Here is an 18,271-nt window from a genome sequence, read left to right on the forward strand (position 1 = left end):
CCCGTCGGCCAGTCCCGCCTTCCATGTTCACGATGAACATGGAGGCGGGGGCGTGTGGCGGCCGTGGGGGCTCGGGGGTCTGGCTCGCGGACCCCCCGGGGCCTGGGACGCCGGAAGGCCCCCAGAATCGCTCTGGGGGCCTTCCAGGCGCATGCCCGTCTACAGGAAGTCGGCCAGATCCTTCTCCAGCAGGCGCAGCGGCTTGGCGCCGATGATCTGCTTGACGACCTCACCGTCCTTGTAGACGTTCATCGTCGGCAGGGACAGCACGTTGTACTCGCGCGGTGTGCTCGGGTTCTGGTCGGTGTTGAGCTTGACGACCTCGATCTTGTCCCCGTGGGTCTGCGCCAGCTTGTCGAGCACGGGAGCCATCTGCTTGCAGGGGCCGCACCAGTCGGCCCAGAAGTCGACGAGGACGGGCTTGTCGCTGCCGAGGACCTCCTCCTTGAAGGTGGCGTCGGTGACGGTCTTGACGGTGGACATGGTTCTCCTTGGGTCGACGAGACCGGGGTGGTCTGGGTGGTGTGCGCCCTGGGGCGGTCACCCCAGGGGTCGCCGTTCGCGCATCCGGGCGGCGGTGAACGGCTGGCCCGAGGCGAGACGCCGGCCCGGGACGACACGGGTCAGTTGCCCATCTCGGCCAGGTGGCGCTCGGCGTCCAGCGCGGCGGAGCAGCCGGTCCCGGCGGCGGTGATCGCCTGGCGGTACTGGTGGTCGACCACGTCGCCGCAGGCGAAGACACCGTTCAGGTTGGTCCGGGTGGACGGGTGGTCGACCTGGACGTAGCCCTCCTCGTCCAGTTCGATCTGCTTGTCGAACAGCTCCACCCGCGGGTCGTGGCCGATGGCGACGAAGACGCCGGTGACGTCGAGGGTGCTCGTCTGGTCGGTCTGGTTGTTCACGACCTTGAGACCGGTGACGCGCTCCTCGCCGAGCACCTCGACGACCTCGGTGTTCCACAGGAACGAGATCTTCTCGTTGGCGTGGGCGCGCTCGGCCATGATCTTGCTGGCGCGCAGTTCGTCGCGGCGGTGCACGACGGTCACGGACCTGGCGAAGCGCGTGAGGAACAGGGCCTCCTCCATCGCGGTGTCGCCGCCGCCGACGACGGCGATGTCCTGGTCGCGGAAGAAGAAGCCGTCGCAGGTGGCGCACCACGATGTGCCGCGTCCGGACAGCTCCTTCTCGCCGGGCACGCCCAGCTCACGGTAGCCGGAGCCCGTGGCGAGGACGACGGTGTGCGCGAGGAAGGTCTCGCCGCCGGCCACGACCTCCTTGACCGGCTTGGTGAGGTCGACGTCGGTGACGTCCTCGGGTACCAGCTCGGCGCCGAACCGCTCGGCCTGCTTGCGGAGGTTGTCCATCAGGTCGGGGCCCATGATGCCGTCGGGGAACCCGGGGAAGTTCTCCACGTCGGTCGTGTTCATCAGCGCGCCGCCGGCCGTGATCGAGCCCTCGAACACCAGGGGCCGCAGTTCGGCGCGTGCGGCGTAGACGGCCGCGGTGTACCCCGCGGGACCGGATCCGATGATGATGACATTGCGGACGTCACTCACGCTCGTAGGCCCTTCACACAGTCGCTGCCCTGGCCACGGACGTGACCCCAGGGGAAAGTCGGTTAGTCACAACCGATGGTAGGCGCACCGCATTCCCGCTGGGACATGCCCGCAGTGTACCGGGGTGGGGTATGGGTGAAGCGTCCGGATCCGGGGGCAGGGGAACCGTCCCGGTCACCGCGCGCGACGGTGGAGCATCCGGTCCGCGCCGAGCGCGAGCAGCCCGGCGAGGGATCCCCAGAGCGTGTCGACGACGAGGACGCCAGCGAACGCCGCCGGGTCCGTCAGCGGTCCGCGCAGGGGTCCGCCCAGCACGGGGGGCACGACCGCGCTGAGCACGATCGAGAGCACGCCGTGCAGCGTGCCCGCGCAGACCAGGGTGGGCAGGGGGCGGGGCGCCCGTGCCGCCACCACGGCGAGCACCCACACGAGGGTGACGACCACCGCCAACGCCACCTGCGGGAAGGGCCCCCGGGCCGGTGCGTCCACCAGGCCGATGACGGCTGCCAGCGGCGGCAGCAGGGCGAGCGAGCTCAGCCCCAGGACCAGCGACCAGGCGATGCCCGGCGGGGATGCGAAGGACGGCGGGGGATCGTCCGGCCGCGATGACCGGTCTGTCATGGGCTGCCTCACGGGTGCGTCGGAGCGAACCGTTCGCTCCGGTGACGTGTCCGACGCTAGGTCCCGGGGGGCGCGGCGCGCGTCCGCCGCCCGACCCGACCGCCTACGTTCCCGCGCGTACTCGGTGTGGTGCCGGGCGCGCACCCGTCCGCGCCCGCGGGACACGGCGACGGCGGGCCCCGCCTCGTAGAATCTCCCACATGACACGTCAGTCCGGTAGACAGGACGTCATCGTCGACGGCCTCCTCGGGTTCGCGGTCTTCGCCGTGGTGGCGATCGCGGCCGGGGCCGACGTCAGCGACACCGGCAACCTCACCCCACTCGCCTACGCGCTGGCGGGGGTGCTCGGCGGCCTCATGCTCGTCCGCCGCCGCTGGCCCGTCACCGTCGTCCTGACCACCTCGGCGCTCATCGTCGCCAACTACGTGCTCGACCTGCCGACGATCGGTCTGGCCGTGCCCGCCGCCGCGGCGCTGTACTCGGCGGCCGAGGCGGGCCGCACCCGGTGGTCGACGGGGTCGGCCGCGGCGCTGGTGCTCGTCTCCACCCTGGCCCGGCTCCTCCAGGCGCCGACCCCGCCTACCTCCTGGGGTACGAACTAGCCTCCACCGTGGCGGTCATGGGCGCCGCCATCGCCCTGGGACACGTCCAGTGGCAGCGGGTCCGGGCGGAGCGGCAGCGGGCCCGGATCGCGGGTCTCGACGCGCAGGCGCGCGCCGCCGAGGCGGCGGAGACCGTGGCGCTCGAACGGATCCGGATCGCCCGCGACCTGCACGACGCGGTCGGGCACCACCTGTCGGTGGTCTCCCTGCACGCGGCCGTGGCCGTCGAGGCGCTCGACGACGTTCCGGCCGACGTGGGCGGGGCCCGCTGCGAGCTCGGGCACGTTCGCCAGGCCTCCAGGCAGGCCCTGAACGAGATGCGCGCCACCGTGCGCGCCCTGCGCGACACCGACCCCGACGGAGGCCGGGTCGCCTCGCTCGCCCGGCTGGACGAGCTGGTGGCGTCGGTCCGCGCGGCCGGGGCGGACGTCCGGGTGGAGGGCGCTCCGGCGCCGGGTGAGGTCTCGGGGATGGTCGACGCGACCGCCTTCCGGATCGTCCAGGAGGCGTTGACCAACACGCTCCGGCACACCGGTCCGGGCCGGGTCCGGGTGGTGTTCGCGCGTGAGGGCGAGGAGTTGGACGTGGTGGTGGCCGACGACGGCGGACGGGCAGCGGGGACCGGCGGGGAACGTCCCCCGGCGGCGCCCGGGACGCGGTCCCAGGGCAGCGGGCTGGCGGGCATGCGGGAGCGGGTCCGCATGGTCGGCGGCTGTGTGGAGGCGGGCCCCGGTCCCGGGGGCGGGTTCCGTGTGCGCGCCCGACTGCCGCTCGGGGGTGACCGGTGATCCGGGTCCTGCTCGTCGACGACCAGCCGCTCGTCCGCGCGGGGGTGCGCTCGCTCCTGGAACGGGACGAGGGGATCGAGGTGGTCGGGGAGTCCGAGAACGGCCGGGCCGCACTGGCCGACATCGACCGCCTCCGGCCGGACGTGGTCCTGCTCGACCTCCAGATGCCCGGTATGGACGGTCTCGCCGTCCTTCGCGAGTGGGGGCGACGTGTCGACACGTCGGCGAGTCGACGCCTGGACGGGGGAGGACGGGGACACGTCGACGTGTCGACCTTCCGACACGTCGACACCCGGGTGGTCGTGCTCACCACCTTCGGCGAGGACGACAACGTGTTCACCGCCCTGCGGCTGGGCGCGTCCGGCTTCCTGCTCAAGGACGCCGAGCCGCGCACCCTCCGGGACGCGGTCCGCACCGTCGCCCGGGGGGAGGCGCTGTTGTCGCCCGGAGTCACCCGCCGGGTGATCGAACGGCTCTCCGACGCCACCGTCGCGCCGGAGGCGGCGACCCGTCTGGACGTGCTCACCGACCGCGAACGCGACGTCCTGGCGCTCGTCGGGCGCGGCATGTCCAACCAGGAGATCGGGGCGGAGCTGCACCTGAGCCCCGCGACCGCGCGCACCCACGTGGGGAGGGTGCTGGCCAAGCTCGGGGCGCGCGACCGGGTCGGCCTGGTGGTGATCGCCTACGAAAGCGGACTGGTTCGCCCCGGGCGGGACCGCTGAGCCAGGGGGATCACGGGGCGTCGAGGGCGGTCCGGGCCAGCACGGCCCGCTGCGCGTCGCCGCCCTGGGCGCAACTCGGGTCGACCACGAACACGTCGACCCGGTCGTCCCCGGGGGCGAACATGATCCAGGCGCGCGCGGCGTCGCCGCCGTAGAAGGCGTCGTCCACCAGGGTGACGCGGTTCTGGTACGCCCTCTCCAGCCGGACGGAGCACTGCTCGACCTCGAACGTGACGGTCTGGTCCGTGGAGTGGGACTGGCCGCCCGCGGAGTCCGGGTCGTGCTCGGGGTCCGAGCCGTCGCCGGCGAGGTCGAAGGTCTGGGCAGCCTGCTCGGGGAGCGCGTCGTCGCTGTAGACCGTCCCCGTGGTCACCAGCTTCGGGACGTAGGCCGGGAGCGCGTCCCCCTCCTCGGGGGCCTCCTCCGTGCCCAGGGGGGCGGAGACCTCGCCGGCCCCGCCGCCGCTCGACAGCACCGCGTTGACCACGGCGGTGCCGCCGCCGACCACGAACACCCCCGCGGCGGCCGCCACCAGGAGCTTGGGCAGCCCGAACGCTCGCCTGCGACGGGCCCCGGCGAGGGAGGTGACGGTGGCGCCCGCCGCGGGGTCCTCCGGTCCCGTCGCCGCGGGGGCGAAGGCGTGGGCCGCGATTCCGTGCCCCGCGCGCTCACGCGCGGCGTCGGCGACGCGCTGGTCGAGGAGGTCGGCGAGGTCGCTCGGAAGCTCGGGGGCCGGGGTCGCCGCGAGGATCTCGGACACGCCCGTGAGCTCGTCCAGTGTGGCGGCGCACGGGGAACAGGTCTCGACGTGCGCGGCGACGGCGCGCTCCTCGCCGGCGTCGAGCAGATCCTCGGCGAGGAACGCGAGTGCCTCCGCGTCCGGGTGGGGTGTCACGATGGGTTGGCACCTCCTCTCCCAGATGTGACGTCTCGCGGCGGCTGAGGGTTCCTCAGATGGGTGAGAGACGGCAGAAGTTTCGCGCGACCGCGCGCACACCTGCTCTTGACCGTGCCGGACGCACGTCGAGGATGCGGGCGCCTCCTCGACGCGGTAGCCGAGCATGTCCACGAGCGTGAGCGCCAGTCGCTGGTCGAGGGGCAGCTGCTCCAAAGCGGCCTGGACGTCCAGGCGCGACTCCGTCCGCGCGGCGTGGTCGGGCGCCCCGCCGAGACGCCCCAGGCGTTCGTTGGACATGACGTCGAGCGTCTCGTCGTCGGTGGGGGTCGCCGGGCGCACCTTGCGGCGGCGGAGGCGGTCGTGGCACGCGTTGACCACGATCCGGTGCAGCCACGTGCTCACCTGGGCCTCGCCCCTGAAACGGTCGGCGGCGCGGAACGCGGACAGGAAGGCGTCCTGGAGGGCGTCCGAGGCCTCCTCGGGGTCGCCCATCATCCGGACCGACACAGCCCACAGGCGCTCACGGTGCCGGCGCACCAGGACCCCGAAGGCCTGGTCGTCACCCTGAGTGTGCCTCGTCAACAGCTCCCGGTCGGGAAGCTCGTGGACCGCGTCCATCAGTTCAGCTCACGTATCTCCGCACCTAGGCCACGCCTCGGATCTCGACCTCGTTGACCGTACCCCGCCATTCGCCACCGCTGTTCGGCAGGGCGGTGAACCAGATGAGGACGTACCGTCCGGACGCGGGCTCATCGAGTTCGAGCACCTGGGACCCGCCGTCGCCGTCCCCCGTGCCGACGACCGCGTAGTCGTCCTCCGCCGCGCCGTCTCCTTCCGCGATCCGGACGTCGAACTCGTAGCCGCTTCCGGTCAGGTCGAGTTCGACCTCGTGGACCTCGCGGACCTCGCCGAGGTCGAGCTGGAGCCCGACGCCGGGTTTGATCATGTCCAGGGGATCGCGGTAGCCCTGGGTCTGCCAGTCGGTCTGCGGGTCCTGGTCGTAGGTGTTGGGCGTCTTCTCGGTGTGCTCGTCGGTGTCGCCGTGGGGGTTGAGACCGCGCGAATCGCTGATGTCCAGCGCTTCCAGCTCCACCGGGTCCGGTGCGCCCTCGGAGTCCTGCGCGTCCGGAGCGGTCGGCTCCTCCTCGCCGCCGGGGCGCATCATCGAACCGATCGTCCACGCGCCGACGACCACCGCCGCGAACACCACCAGCGCGACCACGCCGATGAGGATCTTCCTGGGTGAGTTCTGGGCTCGGGCGGCGCGCTCCTCCATCCGGGAGGGCTGACGGCGCTCCGCGGCGGACCGGCTCGTCGTGGAGCGCTCGGCGCCCCGTGACGACGCCCCGTTCCTGGTGCCGCGACGCGGGCCCGTGGAGTCGAACTCGCCCGTGCGCCGGGACGTGCCCTGCTCGGGCGGCGGCGCGGTCTCGGTGGGGGTGACGGGCAGCGGGATGAGCCGCGGCACCTCGGCCAGCGCGGCGCACAGGTCGGCGGGCGAGGTGATCGGGCCGCCGGGCACCAGCTGCCCGGCCAGTTGCGGCAGGGCGGTCCGGGTGGTGATGGCGGCCAGGGGCTCGCTGATCCCCGGGCGCACCTGGTTGGGCGGGTAGGGGCCGGCGAGGCCCTGTGGAGCGGACGGGAGGCCGTCCTGCGGGCCGCCGGGCCAGTGGCCGGTGAGCGCCGCGTAGAGCAGACCGCCCAGCCCCTGGGCGTCCACGGCGGCCGGACTGGCGACGTTGGCGCCCAGCAGGGCGGCGTCCACGCCGATGCCGATCACCTTCACCGCGCCGCCGCTGCTCCACATGAGCTTGGCTGGGGTCAGGCACAGGTGGTGGAGGCCGCCCGCGTGCGCGGCGGCGATCGCCTCGGCGGCCTCGGCGACGAGACCGGCGGCGCGCTCGGGGTCCATCGGGCCCTGGGCGAGGAGGTCGGCGAGGGAGGAGCCGCTGACCCACTCCTCGACGACGTAGGGGACGGGGGAGGTGTCGTCGGCGTCGAAGACCTGGGTGACGCGGGCGCGGGAATCCGACTGGTGGCGCGTGCGGCGTGCACGACCTCGGACGTGCGCGGAAAGCCGTCGGCGAAGGTCCACACGCCGACGGGGCGCGCGAGGGTCTCGTCGGTGGCCTTCCAGCGGGTCGCTCCACCGGTCTCGCTCACGACGTGGTCGAGTCGGTACCGGTTGGCCAGCTTCGCCCCGGGCTCGATCAGGAAGGTGCTCATGATGGGAGTGACGGGTCGCAGGGCCGGAGGTTCACACGGGGTTCCGTCACGCCGGGGGAAGTGGCGCGTGTCGGTACGGGGGTGTGTCCTGTGAGGGGGTGTCGGCCCTGCGTGCTGTCCCCAGCTCCCTTCGGGCAGCTCGGTCGGAAGTTGCTATGTCGATTGAGCGATGCGAGTCCATGCTAGGACGCTTGAACAGCATCTTTGGAGGACAGGGGACCACTGTTCACCTTCTCGGGCGATCCGGCGCACGACTACCCAACGTCATCCATTCCTGGTGATCAGCGACGTCGCAGCCGTGTTCTGAGCAATTCGAGGAACGATGTGACTTCGGTCACTTTCAGGATTCTCGCGGTGAGGACGAACAGAACGGCACCCCCCGCGCCACCTGCGGCCATCGCCGCCAGGACGGGCCACACGTCGCCGGGAATTCCCCGGAACACGTGGAGCATCGCCCAGCCGAGGAGGGCCGCCGGGATGGCGGCGAGGTGCAGCTTGAACAGGACCCGTGCCGTGCGGCGGCCGTCGAGGCCGTTGAGCCGTCGGCGCAGCAGGGCCCACATGATGACGGCGCCGACGACGTAGTAGAGGCCGTACGGGACCGGCAGCCACAGGACGACGGACTGCGGATCCATCCACAGCAGCAGCGCGAACGCCGTGGTCGCGTGCGCGATCTCCGCCGGGATCGACACCAGCGCCGGGGTGCGGGTGTCGCCCAGGGCGTAGAACACGCGCATCTGGAGCTGGAACAGCGTGAACGGGACGAGCATCACGACGAAGACCATCAGGATGCGCCCGATCGCCTGCGCGTCCTGCGGGCTCGTGCTGCCCTGCGCGTAGATCATCACGCAGAACGGGACGGCGAAGACCAGCATCGCCGCGCTGACGGGGACGAGAAGCACCGACGACAGCCGGAACCCGCGCGAGAAGTCCGAGCGGACCTGGTCCCTGCGGCCCGCGGCGACGTGCTCGCTCATGCGCGGCAGCAGCGCGGTGATCACCGAGACGGCGATGATCGCGTACGGCAGCTGGAACAGCATGGACGCGAACTTGTACGCGGCGATGCCCGCGCCCGTCCCGTACCCGAGTTCCACCGCCGAGCGCCCGCGCGCGTCGCCACGTTGGTCGAGACCAGCGCCCCGGCCTGCGCCACGACGATGTAGAGCATCATCCACGACGCGGCCCCCGCGGCCTCGCCGAGCCCCGAACCCCGCACGTCCAGCCGGGGCCGCCACCGGAAGCCCGCCGCGGCCAGCGCCCACACCAGAACCGCGGCCTGCACGATCTGGCCCAGCGCGGTCCCCAGGCCCAGCAGGGCGAGCTGGGAGGGGTGGGCGAGCATGTCCTCGGGGGTGCCGCCCGGCCCCGCGACGGACAGGAACCACAGGCAGACGCCGATGATGACGAGGTTGTTCACCACCGGGGCCCACATGGGGGCGCCGAACCGACCCCGCGCGTTGAGCATGGCGCTCGCCAGCCCGCTCGCCCCGATGAAGAAGATCTGCAGCACGAGGTAGCGGGCGAGGATCACCGAGACGTCGTACTGGGCGCCCTCGAACCCGCCCGCGTAGATCCGGATGAACCACTCCGCGACCAGGACCGAGATCACCGTCATCGCGAACAGGGCCAGCAGCATGAGCGTGACCAGCCGCTGCTCGGTCCGGTCGCCGCCGTCCGCGTCGAGCCTGCGCCGCTTGACCAGGAACGGCACGAACACGCTCGCCAACAACCCGCCGATGAGCAGGTCGTAGACCATGTACGGCACCATGCCCGAGACCTGGTAGGCGTCGCCCAGCAACTGGGTGCCGATGGCCGCCGCGATCACGATCGTGCGGACGAAGCCCGTCACGCGCGAGAAGATCGTGCCGACCGCCATGATCGCGCTCGACCGGGCGATGTTGCCCGGGGAGGTGTGCGCGGTGCCGCCGATCTCGTCGCCGTCCTCCAGACCGGCGCGGTCGGCGGTGCCCGCGTCGCCGATGTCGCTCGGGTCCCGGACGGTCGCCAGCCCGGTCTCCGGCACGGTGTCCGGGTCGTCGCGCTCGTAGGTGTCGAGCACGTCCTCCGGCATGAGCAGGAGCCGGCGGCGCTCCTCGCGCGCGTCCGGTCCGGCGTCCGGGACGCGGGCCTGCTCTCTGGGATGGTCGCTGGGCACCGTCGGGCCTTCTCTCGGGGGCGTGCCGGGCCGGCGGGGTCAGCGCCGGGCGGAGGAGTTCGGGATCATCGACGCAGGCGGCCCCGGATCAGTTCCGCGGCGAGGTGAGCTCGGGCACCCGCAGCAGCCTGGCTGCCCCCAGGAACAGGAGCGCGCCCAGGAGACAGCCCACCGCGGGGGCGCCGACGTAGCCGACGAGGCCGGGGCCGACATAGGTGTCGAAGATCCAGAGCACGCCCAGTCCGGCGGCGATGCTCGGGACGGCGGCCACGTGCAGGCGCAACAATGTGCCAACCGCGTGCCTCCCGTCAAGCCCCCCGAGACGCCGACTGAGGACGTTGCCCGCGACGGTCAGCCCGGTCACGAACGAGAACATGAACCCGGCGGCCACGCCCACGACGACGCGGTCCGGCGGCAGGAGCAGGTAGGAGGTCAACGCGAGCGCGCTGTGCACGGCGAGGTTGGCGACGGCGATGATCGCCGGGGTCCGGGTGTCGCCGAGCGCGAAGTACACGCGCAGCATGAGCTGGAAGACGGTGAACGGCACCAGGCCCAGCGCCATGACCGCGAGGATCTGGCCGATGTTGGTCGCGTCGGCCACCGAGATCGACCCGCGCGCGAAGGCCAGGACGGACAGCGGGACGGCGTACATCGCGATCGCGAAGGACAGCGGCACCAGGACGAAGGACGAGATCCGCAGCGTCCGGGAGAAGTCGGAGCGCACCGCCGCCCAGTCGCGGTCCTCGGCGTGTGCGCTCATCCGGGGCAGGAGAACGGTGATCAGTGAGACCGCGATGATCGCGTACGGCAGTTGGAAGAGCTGGTACGCCAGGTTGTAGGCGGTGATGCCCGCACCGACGTCCCGGCCCTGCTCGATGCCCGCCACGTTGGCGGCGTTGGCGATGTTGGTGGTGATCCACAGTCCGGCCTGCGTGAGCAGGGTGTAGAGCATCATCCACCCGGCGGTGCGCAGGGCCTCGCCCAGACCGCTGCCGCGCAGGTCGATCCGGGGCCGCCAGCGGTACCCGGAGCGGCGCAGCGCGACGAACAGCACGAGCGCCTGGAGGGCCATGCCCGAAGCCGTGCCCGCGCCGAGCAGGGTCAGTTGCGCGTCGGGGACCGGCGGCTCGCTGCCCGGACCCGCCGCCCACAGGAACATCCCGCCGACGGCCATGATCACCAGGTTGTTGAGCACGGGGGCCCACACCGGCGCGCGAACCGGTTGCGGGTGTTGAGCATGGCGCTGAGCAGGCCGCTCATGCCCACGAAGAAGATCTGCGTCAGCAGGTAGCGCGCGAGGAACACCGAGTCCTCGAACTGCGCCGCCGTGAACTGGGACCCGTACATCCAGATGAGGAACTCGGCCGACAGCACGGCGACCGTCGTGAGCAGCAGCAGCGCGAGCAGCGTGGTCGTGAACAGCCGGTCCTCGGTGGCCTTGCCGCCGTCGGCGTCGCGCTTGCGGCGCTTGACCAGGAACGGCACGATCACGCTGGCCATCAGACCGCCGATGAGCAGGTCGTTGAGGATGAACGGGATCGTGTGCGCGGTGTTGTAGGCGTCCCCGAGCAGGTGGGTGCCGATCGCCGCGCCCAGCACGATCGTGCGCGCGAACCCGGTGATCCGGGAGGCCATGGTGCCCACGGCCATGATCGCGCTCGACCGCATCAGCCCGCCCGAGGATCCGGAACCGGAGTCGGACCCCCCGTCCTCCCCGTCGCGGCGGGCTTCCTCCTCGAACACGGGCTCGGGCAGCTCCCCCTCCTCGAAGGTGGGGGCCGGGCCGCCGCTCGGACGGATGGGGTCCTCACCGGGGACGAGCCCACGACGGTGGCGCGGCTGGTACTGGGGGGAACGGTCGGCGCGGTGTCCGCCGTCGTTCGGGGAGTCGGTGACCACCGTGGATCAGGCTTCCTTTCGTAGGACCGGGGAGGGCGACGTGTCGTCGTGTCGACAGGGAGACACGTCGGCGGGGGACTCGTCACCTCGTCGCGGCGTTCCCGCCCGCGTCCTGACCAGTGTCCCCGGTGGAGTCGGCTCGCGCGGCGCGCGCGGCCTGCCCGCGCAGCCACTTGCGGACCGCGCGGGGGGCCAGCGCCGCCACGAGGATGAGCAGCCCGATACCGCTGATCAGGAGCGCCTGGGTGCCCAGGCCCGTGGCGTTGACCGGTATGACGGTCGCCTGGGCGCTGATCGGCTCGCCCGCCTCGTTCTGGAGGCTCGCCTGGAGTTCGGTGCGGCCGTTGATCCTGGCCGTGAGCGGAATGTACACGGTGGTCTTCGCGCCGGGGGCGATCTCGAAGGACCGGGTGTAGCCGCCGACGCTCAGTCGCTCGGAGTTCTCCGAGTACACCGACAGGATGACGTGGACGGTCTCGTCCTCCAAATCGTTGGCGACGACGATGCCGGTGGTGCCCGTGCTGCTGGCCAGCGTGACCGGTTCGCCGGGGATGATCCGCACGTCGCCGAGGTGCTCGTCGATCGAGTCCGACACCAGCGACCGGACGACTCCGGCCAGGTCCTCCCGATCGCGCCAGTGGAACGACTCCATCCGCAGCACCGCCGGGCGGAACGGGTCGGCGTCCCCGAACAGGACGCTGTTGAACAGGCGCACGTCGCGGTTGACGTCCGCGACCTGGCCGAGGTAGGTCGAGGTCAGCTCGTCCTCGTAGCCGCGCTCAGGGTAGGTGAGCGCCCGGCGGGTGTTCTCCCGGCCCTCCGCGTCGGCCGGCTCGACGTCCTCCAGCGGCTCGGGCGACAGCCACGGCAGGGCGTCACTGGCCTCCAGGACCCCGGCGGCCAGCTCCGCGCTCGGGTTCCAGTCGGGGCCGGGGTAGGCGACCACGACCCGGTCGCCGCCCACGTCCTGCCCGGCGATCATCGCGGTCTCGGCGGCGAACCGCTGGAGGGCGAGCTCGCTCTCGCCGGGCTCGTGGGACGGCATGGCCAGCACGTCCGCCAGGCCCTGGTCGGCGACCAGGGCGAACGGCTCCTCCTCGGGTCCGCCCTCGACCGGATGCAGGGCGGACTGGGCGGTGGGGGTGGTGGACGGGTCGGCCGCGGCGGGCTTGGCGGCCTCGTCCAGGAGGAACCGGTGGGCGCGTCGACGGAGAGGAACTCGTACACGGCCTCGTCCATGAGCCCGTCCGCGGGGAGCGCGAAGGACCCGTCCGCTCCCACGCCCAGCGCCCGCTCGACCGCGCTCCGGCCGATCTCCAGCGAGGCCGCCGCATCGGCGTCCATGCCGTTGCGCAGCAGGGACGCCAGGTCCACGGACGCGTAGGGGGTGGCGATGACGGTCTGCTCGGCCAGGGCCGCCCTGGCCTCGCGCAGCCACACCTGGGCGGCGACGTCGGCAGGGCGCTCCTCGCGTCCCGGGTCGGAGCCCTCCGAGACGGCGCCGGGGTCGTCCAGCACGTCGTGGGACTCCCGGGCCAGGCGCACGACGTCGTCCAGGGTCGCGGGGTCCACGGCCCAGGTCACCGGGACGCCGGCGGACTCGGCCGCCACGGCCTCCTCCGGGCCGGAGTCCTCCGCCTCAGCGGACCCCCCGTCGTCCTCGCCGTCCGTCGCCCCGACCGCCGTGGGCTCCGCGTCGGAGGGTTCGGCGGTCACGCCCTCGGTCGGCCCCTCCGTGGGGTCCGGCCCGGCGGTGGCCTCCGTCGGCTCCTCGTCCAGTCCGAGCAGCTCGACCAGGTCCTCGTCCCCGGCCTCGAAGGACAGGTCGCGCTGGGCGCCGGCCTCCAGCAGACGGCCCAGACGGCCGTCCTCGCCCACCGCTCCCGACAACGCGCCGCCCAGGAAGGTGTCGTCGTCCGCGCGCTGGGGCCGGGCCATGAGCGGCCACACCCACGCGATGTCGACCGAGGGGACGTCCTCGCCGTCCTCACCGGTGTAGGGGAGGAAGGTGTACTGGGCGCCCAGGCGCTGCCCGTCGCCGTCGACCGCCTCGATCACCAACGGGTACACGCCGAAGGACGTCAGTCCGAGTCCTCGACGGGAACGCTGAGCGAGAACTCCTCGCCGACGTCCGGCTCCAGGGAGCCGGCCACGTCCTCGTCGGGACCGGACGCGCCCGGTTGCCAGCCGTCGCCCGAGGCGAACCCGTCCAGGTCCTCGCGGTCGCCGAACGGGTGACGGGAGTAGCGCATCCGAACGGTGACGTCCTCGACGCCGTCCCCGGTGGTGTTGGTCACCACCCCGGAGATCCGCAGGGTGCTGTCCGCGTCGACGGCGTCCGGAGTGACGCGCTCGACGACGAGCGGCTCGACCGACCCGTCGTTCTCGGGCTCCGCCAGAGCGGTCGTGGCCGGTATCGGAAGCAGACCTGCGGTCATGGCCATGACCGCGGTCGCGGAGGCAAATCGACGCAACGCTTGACCGGTTTCCTGATTCGGGTCCAGGTGGCCGTCCCGCCGGGGACACGGCGCGGGGGCGGGATCGGTCTCGGTGCCCGCACGGCGCACGCGGCGGACGTGGGTCGGAGGGACGTGAGGCCGACGGATGGTCCCACCACCGCTCCCGAAGATACCGCCCGAGGCCGCCCGGCGTCTCCTCAGGCGGGCCCCGGCCGCGGTCGGCGGGAAATGCGGCCGTGGAACATGCCCTAATCTGCGTGGTGTGCCGAACACAGAGTTTTCGAGTGAGAACGACACCGCCCAGCGTCCGAACACCCCGCCGGAGACCGTGGAGGGTGCGCTGACGGGTGAGCAGCGGGCGGCGATCACCGCGCTGGTCGACTCGATCCAGCCCGTCTCGGGCGAACTCGGCGACCGCTTCTCCGCGCACGACCAGCAGCTCGCCGTCGTCGGCGGTCCGGTGCGCGACGCGTTGCTCGGCCGAACGTCCAACGACGTGGATCTGACCACGGACGCCGTGCCCCAGCGGATCCTGGAGATCGTCGACGGCTGGGCCGACTCCGTGTGGACGGTGGGAATCGAGTTCGGCACCGTGGGGCTGCGCAAGCGCGGCCTGCCACTGGAGATCACCACCTACCGCAGCGAGTCCTACTCGCCCAAGTCCCGCAAGCCCGAGGTCGACTACGGCACCGACATCCGCGACGACCTGCTGCGCCGGGACTTCACCGTCAACGCCATGGCGGTGCGCCTGCCCAGCCAGGAGTTCATCGACCCCTTCGGCGGTCTCGCCGACCTGCGGGCCGGTGTGCTGCGCACGCCGGGTCGGCCCGAGGACTCCTTCAGCGACGACCCGGTGCGCATCTTGCGCGCGGTCCGCTTCGCCGCCCAGCTCAGCTTCACACTCGCCCCCGAGGTGGCCGAGGCCGCCCGGGACATGGCGGACCGGCTGACCATCGTCTCCGCCGAGCGGATCCGCGACGAGATGGTCAAACTGACGCTCAGCCCGAACCCGCGGCGCGGGATCGAGCTCATGGTCGACCTGGGGATCGCCCGGCACGTGCTGCCCGAGGTCCCCAGAATGCGGTTGGAGATCGACGAACACCACCGGCACAAGGACGTCTACGAGCATTCGCTGACCGTTCTCGACCAGGCCATCGACCTGGAGCGCCGGCGTGGGCACGCGCCCGACCTCGTGTTGCGCCTGGCCGCCCTGATGCACGACGTCGGCAAGCCCAGGACGCGCTCGTTCGAGTCCGGAAACCGGGTCACCTTCCACCACCACGAGGTGGTCGGCGCGTCCATGAGCCGCAAGCGCCTCACCGCGCTGCGCTTTCCCAAGGACGTGGTGTCGGACGTCAGCACCCTGGTGGCACTGCACCTGCGGTTCCACGGCTACGGCAAGGGCGAGTGGACCGACTCGGCCGTGCGCCGTTACGCACGCGACGCCGGGGACCTGCTGGAGCGGCTGCACATCCTCACCCGCGCCGACTGCACCACGCGCAACCGCCGCAAGGCCGCCGCGCTGGCGCGCTCCTACGACGACATCGAGCGCGGATCGACGAGCTCGCCGAGCAGGAGGAGCTCGACCGCATCCGGCCGGACCTGGACGGCAACGAGATCCAGGAGATCCTGGGCATCGGGCCCGGTCCGCTCGTCGGCCGCGCCTACCGCTTCCTGCTGGAGCTGCGCCTGGAGAACGGGCCGATGCCCAAGGAGGACGCGACCGCGGCGCTGCGCGCCTGGGCCGCCGAACACCTGGAGCAGGAGGCCTAGCGTCCGGGTTTGACGGCGGTCACGGCCATCGTCATGCCGAACACGCGCAACGGAGTGTCCTCCAAACGGTCGGACACCGTCTGGACCGGTCGGGGCCGGCGGTCGAACGGCGGCATGATGTAGCTGATCGCCCGCACGCGCAGCCCGGCCGCGCGCAGGAGGCGGCCCATCTCCTGGGTGCTGAACGCGCGGGCGTCGGACATGCGGTCGTGCAGCGGGCGGACCCACGGCAGGAACGGGGCGGTCAGGGCCGAGAGCCGCCGCTCGCCCCAGAGCACCCCGTGGGTCTCGAAGGGGAACCACCGGTTGGGCGTGGTCAGGGAGAACGCGCCGCCGGGCCTGAGGACCCGGCGGACCTCCGCGAGACCGCTCTCCAGGTCCTCCAGGTGCTCCAGCACCTCGAACGCCGTCACCCGGTCGAAGGAGTTGGCCTCGAAGGCGAGGGACTCGGCGGACATCTTGTGCACGCCGACGCGGTGCTCCAGTTCGGTTCCGGCGATCCTCTCCCCGAACTCGCTCAGGCTTTCCGGTTCCACGTCGACGGCGTCCACCCGCACGTACCCGCGCGCCAGTTCGACGGTGTAGGCGCCGTCCCCGCAGCCCAGGTCGAGCAGGCGGTCGCCGAAGGCCGGCAGGTGTCGGGACACGGCCCCCACGCGCTTGGCCACCCCCCGGGCGCCGAGGGCGCTCGTCGGTTCCCGAGTCCGTATCCGCCGGTCATGGCGCACCATCCCCTGCTCGTAGGCGAGTTCTTTCCGGGGACACTACATGAAGTGACGTTCCCATCACCCTGGGATGGGGGAGTTGGGCTCGGTCGTCTCGTCCCGTGTCCCAGTACGTCAGCGGGGAGGGGAGGCCCGCGGACATGCGGCGGGAGGTGAACGTCCTGGATGCGGACCAGGCGCTGGTCGAGCGCGTGGCCGACCTCGCCGCGACTGTGGTCTGCGCGGGCGCGCAGCGATCCACTGCGTGTCCGCCGAACGCCTCAAGGGCGGCGAACCAGGCGCGCGCCCTCCGTCCGGATCACCTGGGAGTGGGCGGACGGTGGGAAGCGTACAGAGAGCGGGCCCGGGCCGCCCAGGCCGCGGCCATGGCCAGGTAGCCCACCGACATCGCCGCCACCACCGGCACGCTCACGCCGGACGGCGGGACCAGTGTGGCCGTGAGCGCCGCGCCCAGCACGAACGTCGCGTTGAACAGCACGTCGTACACGGAGAACACCCGCCCCCGGAACGCGTCGTCGACATGTCGCTGAACCAACGTGTCGACCGTGACCTTCACGCCCTGGGAGACCAGGCCCAGGACGAACGCCGCCACCGGGAACAGCACGGGGGAGAACGGCAGCCCGAACGCGACCAGCGTGACCGCCGCCAGCGCCAGCAGCACCGCGATCCACGTGCTCGGGCTGACCCGCGCGGTCGCCCACGGCGTGGCCACGGCCCCGAGGAGGAACCCGACCGCAGACAGTCCCATCGCCACGGAGAACCCCGCGAGTCCGGCGACACCGCCGCCGGTGAAGGTGTTGTTGTACAGCAGCAGCGTGATGAGGGTGGCGATCCCGAACAGGACCCGGTGGCCGCCGATCGTCAGCAGGCCGTCCCTGGGCGCGGGACGCCTCCACACGTGCCGAAGCCCGGCGACCATCCCGCGCACGACGTTGCGCACGGCCGCCCGCACCGCCTCCGGTTCGCGCTCCAGGTGGGGGCCCAGTTCCCGGTATCCCAGGGTGAGGGAGGCTCCTGCCGCCCCGGCGAAGCCCAGCGCGGCGGCGAGCAGGATCAGCCCGGTGCCCAGGGCCGCCGCGCCGCCGACCAGACCGATCGCCGCGCCCGCCCCCGCGCCGAGGAAGCTCGCGACGGTGCCGCTGGTCGGAGTGACCGCGTTGGCCATCATCAGCTTGTCCCGGGGCACGACGTACGGCAGACCGGCCGAGAGCCCGGACAGGAAGAAGCGGTTCACGCTCATCACCAGCAGTGCGGCGACGAAGAACGAGGGACCCTCCCCGTCGGAGACCAGCAGCGCGGTCAGGGCGGCCAGGGCCGCCTTGGCGAGGGAGGACAGCAGCAGGACCTGGCGGCGCGGCCACCGGTCGATGAGCACACCGGCGAACGGCGCGACCACGGAGAAGGGCAGGAGCAGCACGGCGAAGGCCGCGGCCACCGCGCCCGCGCTCGTGTGTTGCTCGGGGTTGAAGAAGACGAAGCCCGCCAGGCCCGCCTGGTAGACGCCGTCGGAGAACTGGGACACCAGCCGGGTGCCGAACAGCCGACGGAACCTCGGCCCCCGCAGGACCACGCGCAGATCGCCGAAGAAGGACACGCGATCAGCCTAGATGAGTGATTCCGATGTCTGAACTGGTTACGGACATGGCGAAGGGTGCCCGAGAGTCTTGCTGTGACACGAGACCTGGACACCCTTCTGACCGCACTCTACGCCTTCTGCGACGACCACGTCGTCGGACCCCGCAGGGTCGGCCGCCCACCCAAGCTCACCGACGCCGAACTGCTGTGCCTGGCCACCGCCCAGGTCCTGCTCGGCTTCCCCTCGATGCGGCACTGGCTGCGTTTCG

Annotated in this window: 7 protein-coding genes and 7 pseudogenes; 3 read left to right on the top strand and 11 right to left on the bottom strand. The window is 72.2% G+C overall.

Annotation, left to right across the window (positions count from 1 at the left end):
• Positions 1-159: 159 nt before the first annotated feature.
• The 3 genes from trxA to BJF83_RS22030 all read right to left on the bottom strand — a co-directional run bounded on the left by trxA (position 160) and on the right by BJF83_RS22030 (position 2,177).
• Positions 160-483: a thioredoxin gene (gene trxA / locus BJF83_RS22020; protein ID WP_075927814.1), complete on the bottom strand. Its 324-nt coding sequence runs from the start codon at positions 481-483 to the stop codon at positions 160-162.
• A 140-nt stretch (positions 484-623) separates the two neighbouring features.
• Entirely contained in the window at positions 624-1,556 is a 933-nt protein-coding gene (gene trxB / locus BJF83_RS22025) for a thioredoxin-disulfide reductase (protein ID WP_075927815.1), read from the bottom strand.
• A gap of 174 nt (positions 1,557-1,730) precedes the next feature.
• Entirely contained in the window at positions 1,731-2,177 is a 447-nt protein-coding gene (locus BJF83_RS22030; RefSeq protein ID WP_075927816.1) for a hypothetical protein, read from the bottom strand.
• Between the two features lie 200 nt (positions 2,178-2,377).
• Between BJF83_RS22030 and BJF83_RS22035 the strand changes: the two are divergent.
• Both BJF83_RS22035 and BJF83_RS22040 read left to right on the top strand, forming a co-directional pair.
• Positions 2,378-3,567, top strand: a pseudogene (locus tag BJF83_RS22035) (sensor histidine kinase).
• On the top strand, positions 3,564-4,292 hold the full coding sequence (locus tag BJF83_RS22040; protein ID WP_075927817.1) for a response regulator transcription factor: 729 nt from the start codon (positions 3,564-3,566) through the stop codon (positions 4,290-4,292). Before BJF83_RS22035 ends, BJF83_RS22040 begins: the two are co-directional and overlap by 4 nt.
• Before the next feature lie 10 nt (positions 4,293-4,302).
• Here BJF83_RS22040 and BJF83_RS22045 read toward each other — a convergent pair whose 3' ends face one another.
• The 6 genes and pseudogenes from BJF83_RS22045 to BJF83_RS26285 form a co-directional block, all read right to left on the bottom strand.
• Positions 4,303-5,187 carry an anti-sigma factor gene (locus BJF83_RS22045; protein WP_075927818.1) on the bottom strand — a complete coding sequence of 295 codons (885 nt, stop codon included), beginning with the start codon at positions 5,185-5,187 and terminating at the stop codon, positions 4,303-4,305.
• Positions 5,184-5,808: pseudogene (gene sigM / locus BJF83_RS22050) on the bottom strand (RNA polymerase sigma factor SigM). The gene BJF83_RS22045 and the pseudogene sigM overlap by 4 nt, the downstream one beginning before the upstream one ends.
• Positions 5,809-5,833: 25 nt before the next feature.
• Positions 5,834-7,416: pseudogene (locus BJF83_RS22055) on the bottom strand (hypothetical protein).
• Positions 7,417-7,697: 281 nt separating this feature from the next.
• Positions 7,698-9,487, bottom strand: a pseudogene (gene murJ / locus BJF83_RS22060) (murein biosynthesis integral membrane protein MurJ).
• 149 nt (positions 9,488-9,636) lie between these two features.
• Positions 9,637-11,470: pseudogene (gene murJ / locus BJF83_RS22065) on the bottom strand (murein biosynthesis integral membrane protein MurJ).
• A gap of 82 nt (positions 11,471-11,552) precedes the next feature.
• Positions 11,553-13,914 (bottom strand): annotated as a pseudogene (locus tag BJF83_RS26285) (DUF6049 family protein).
• 277 nt (positions 13,915-14,191) lie between these two features.
• Here BJF83_RS26285 and BJF83_RS22085 point away from each other — a divergent pair.
• Positions 14,192-15,702 (top strand): annotated as a pseudogene (locus BJF83_RS22085) (CCA tRNA nucleotidyltransferase).
• On the opposite strand, the gene BJF83_RS22090 reads toward BJF83_RS22085, so the two are convergent.
• Together BJF83_RS22090 and BJF83_RS22100 are read right to left on the bottom strand one after the other, a co-directional pair.
• On the bottom strand, positions 15,699-16,433 hold the full coding sequence (locus BJF83_RS22090; protein ID WP_143832031.1) for a bifunctional 2-polyprenyl-6-hydroxyphenol methylase/3-demethylubiquinol 3-O-methyltransferase UbiG: 735 nt from the start codon (positions 16,431-16,433) through the stop codon (positions 15,699-15,701). The pseudogene BJF83_RS22085 and the gene BJF83_RS22090 sit on opposite strands and share 4 nt — an antisense overlap.
• Before the next feature lie 292 nt (positions 16,434-16,725).
• A complete protein-coding gene (locus BJF83_RS22100) occupies positions 16,726-18,021 on the bottom strand; it encodes an MFS transporter (protein WP_075927823.1) in 1,296 nt (431 codons plus the stop codon).
• Positions 18,022-18,271: the final 250 nt, after the last annotated feature.

Source organism: Nocardiopsis sp. CNR-923, assembly GCF_001942255.1.
GTDB lineage: Bacteria > Actinomycetota > Actinomycetes > Streptosporangiales > Streptosporangiaceae > Nocardiopsis.